The organism is Nocardia sp. NPDC060220, assembly GCF_042727815.1.
Taxonomy (GTDB): domain Bacteria; phylum Actinomycetota; class Actinomycetes; order Mycobacteriales; family Mycobacteriaceae; genus Nocardia.
Genome location: NZ_JBHWZY010000778.1, coordinates 1 through 3,307 on the forward strand (window position 1 = coordinate 1; position 3,307 = coordinate 3,307).

A 3,307-nucleotide genomic window follows, 5' to 3' on the forward strand; every position below is an offset into this window, starting at 1 on the left:
AGGGTGACGCTCGCACGGTCTGGATCGGCGACGTGCTGATCCGCGCGGCCGCCGAGGGCACCGACACCTACGAGGCGAACCGCAACCTGGTGCTCACCGACGGCGCGCGCGCCGACTCGGTGCCGAACCTGGAGATCGAGACCGGCGAGATCGCCGGTGCCGGACACGCGAGTGCCACCGGCCGTTTCGACGACGAGCAGCTGTTCTACCTGCGCGCTCGCGGCATTCCCGAAGACGTCGCCCGCCGCCTGGTGGTGCGTGGCTTCTTCTTCGAGATCATCCAGAAGGTCACGGTCCCCGAGGTCCGGGAGCGGCTCGAGGCGGCCATCGAGGCCGAACTCGCCACTGTCGGTATCTGACTCACCTACTTCCCACGAAGGACTTCAATTCGATGACAACTTTGGAAATCAAGGACCTGCACGCCGAGATCACCACCCCCGAGGGTGAGTCGAAGCAGATCCTCAACGGCGTCGACCTGACGGTGAAGTCCGGCGAGACGCACGCCATCATGGGCCCCAACGGCTCGGGCAAGTCCACGCTGTCCTACGTGATCGCGGGCCACCCGAAGTACACCGTCACCCAGGGCACCATCACCCTCGACGGCGAGAACGTTCTCGACATGTCGGTCGACGAGCGCGCCCGCGCGGGCCTGTTCCTGGCCATGCAGTACCCCGTCGAGGTCCCCGGCGTCTCGATGTCGAACTTCCTGCGCACCGCCGCCACCGCCGTGCGCGGCGAGGCCCCCAAGCTGCGCACCTGGGTCAAGGAGGTGAAGGAGTCGATGAAGGAACTCGACATCGACTCGGCCTTCGCCGACCGCTCGGTGAACGAAGGCTTCTCCGGTGGCGAGAAGAAGCGTCACGAGGTCCTGCAGCTGGGCCTGCTCAAGCCGAAGATCGCGATCCTCGACGAGACCGACTCGGGTCTGGATGTCGACGCGCTGCGCATCGTCTCCGAGGGCGTCAACCGCTACAAGGAGCGCGAAGAGGGCGGCGTGCTGCTGATCACGCACTACACCCGCATCCTGCGCTACATCAAGCCCGACTTCGTGCACGTGTTCGTCAACGGCAAGATCGTCGCCGAGGGTGGCTCCGAGCTGGCCGAGGAACTCGACGCGAACGGCTACGAGCGCTTCACGTCCGCGACCGCTGGAGCCTGACATGACCGCGACGGTGCCAGCCCTCGACGTGGCCCGGATCCGGGCCGACTTCCCCATCCTGCACCGCACGGTGCGGGACGGGAAACCGTTGGTGTACCTGGACTCCGGTGCCACTTCGCAGCGTCCGCTGCAGGTGCTGGACGCCGAGCGCGAGTTCCTGCTCACCCGGAATTCGGCGGTGCACCGCGGTGCCCACCAGCTGGCGGAGGAGGCGACCGACTCCTATGAGGAGGCGCGCGCCGACATCGCCCGCTTCGTCGGCGCCGACACCGGCGAGATCGTGTTCACCAAGAACGCGACCGAGTCGCTGAACCTGGTGGCCAACGCGTTCGGTGACGACCGGTTCCCCTACAAGGTGGGCCCCGGCGACGAGATCGTCATCACCGAGCTCGAACACCACGCGAATCTCGTTCCGTGGCAGGAGCTCGCGCGTCGGACCGGTGCCACCGTGAAGTGGTACGGCATCACCGATGACGGCCGCATCGACCTGGATTCGCTCGAACTGTCTTCCGCGACAAAGGTTCTCGCGTTCAGCCATCAGTCGAACGTGACCGGCGCGGTGGCTCCGGTGGACGAATTGGTCCGCCGGGCAAAGGCAGTCGGCGCGCTCGTCGTGCTCGACGCCTGCCAGTCGGTGCCGCACATGGCGGTGGACTTCCACGAGCTCGGGGTCGATTTCGCCGCGTTCTCCGGCCACAAGATGCTCGGCCCCATGGGTGTCGGCGGACTGTACGGCCGCCGGGCGCTGCTGGAGGAGACGCCGCCGTTCATCACCGGTGGGTCGATGATCGAGACCGTCACCATGGAGAAGACCACCTACGCGCCGCCGCCGCAGCGCTTCGAGGCGGGCACGCCGATGACCTCGCAGGTCGTCGGATTGGCCGCCGCGGTGCGCTATCTCGAGGACCTCGGCATGGACGCGGTCGCCGCGCACGAGCACGCCCTCACCGGTGCCGCGCTCGACGGTCTGTCCGGGATCGAGGGCGTGCGCATCGTCGGGCCGATCGAGAACGTGGACCGCGGTGGCGCGGTGTCGTTCGTGGTCGACGGGATCCACGCCCACGATGTGGGCCAGATCCTCGACGACCAGGGTGTGGCCATCCGGGTCGGGCACCACTGCGCCTGGCCGCTGCACCGCAAGTTCGGTGTCGCCGCCACCGCGCGTGCCTCGTTCGCGGTCTATAACACCCTCGATGAGGTCGACGCGCTGGTTGCGGCCGTGCGGAAGGCCAAGACCTTCTTCGGAGTTGCCTAGATCATGCGTATGGAACAGATGTACCAGGAAGTGATCCTGGACCACTACAAGCACCCGCACCACCGCGGGCTGCGGGAACCGTTCGGTGCGCAGGTGCACCACGTGAACCCGACGTGCGGTGACGAAGTGACGATGCGCGTGCAGATCGACGACGCCGGTGAGGTCGCCGACGTCTCCTACGACGGCCAGGGCTGCTCGATCAGCCAGGCCGCCACCTCGATCCTCACCGATCAGGTGATCGGGCTGCCGGTGCAGCAGGCGCTGAAGGTGGTCGACTCGTTCAGCGAGATGATCTCCAGCCGCGGCACCGTCGAAGGCGACGAGGACATGATCGGCGACGGCATCGCCCTCGCCGGTGTGAGCAAGTACCCGGCGCGGGTCAAGTGCGCGCTGCTCGGGTGGATGGCGTTCAAAGACGCTGTCGTGCAGATCAGTTCGGCCGAGGAAACCAAGGCACCGATGGGAAATGGGGAGTCTGCCACATGAGTGAGAGCACCGATACCGCACAGACCCCGGACGTCGCGCAGGCAGTCGAGGTCGACAAACCCGCCGAAGTCGAGTTGACGGCCGAACAGATTCAGCACCTCGAGGACCTAGAGGAGGCGATGCGTGACGTCGTCGACCCCGAACTCGGCATCAATGTCGTCGACCTCGGCCTGGTCTACGGCCTGTCGGTCGACGGGGAGAACGTCTGCACCCTCGACATGACGCTCACCTCGGCGGCCTGTCCGCTGACCGACGTCATCGAGGACCAGTCCCGCAACGCCCTGGTGCGCAGCGGTATGGTCGAGGATCTGAAGATCAACTGGGTCTGGATGCCCCCGTGGGGCCCGGACAAGATCACCGACGACGGCCGCGAACAGCTGCGCGCCCTCGGCTTCACGGTGTAGCAC

General features: G+C 66.7%; 5 protein-coding genes. All 5 read left to right on the forward strand.

Annotated features, from left to right (window positions below; all coding sequences use genetic code 11):
• Nucleotides 1–359: SufD family Fe-S cluster assembly protein (locus ACFWF3_RS29455; protein WP_379316867.1), on the forward strand; the 359-nt coding region annotated here is incomplete at its 5' end.
• A 32-nt stretch (nt 360–391) separates the two neighbouring features.
• Nucleotides 392–1,159 carry a Fe-S cluster assembly ATPase SufC gene (gene sufC, locus ACFWF3_RS29460; RefSeq protein ID WP_379316869.1) on the forward strand — a complete coding sequence of 256 codons (768 nt, stop codon included), beginning with the start codon at nt 392–394 and terminating at the stop codon, nt 1,157–1,159.
• A gap of 1 nt (nt 1,160) precedes the next feature.
• Entirely contained in the window at nt 1,161–2,414 is a 1,254-nt protein-coding gene (locus tag ACFWF3_RS29465; protein WP_378627113.1) for a cysteine desulfurase, read from the forward strand.
• 3 nt (nt 2,415–2,417) lie between these two features.
• Nucleotides 2,418–2,900, forward strand: a complete 483-nt coding sequence (sufU, locus tag ACFWF3_RS29470) for a Fe-S cluster assembly sulfur transfer protein SufU (RefSeq protein WP_056810385.1) — start codon at nt 2,418–2,420, stop codon at nt 2,898–2,900.
• Nucleotides 2,897–3,304, forward strand: coding sequence for a metal-sulfur cluster assembly factor (locus ACFWF3_RS29475; RefSeq protein ID WP_378989111.1), 408 nt, complete (start codon nt 2,897–2,899; stop codon nt 3,302–3,304). Before sufU ends, ACFWF3_RS29475 begins: the two co-directional genes overlap by 4 nt.
• Nucleotides 3,305–3,307 lie beyond the last annotated feature (3 nt).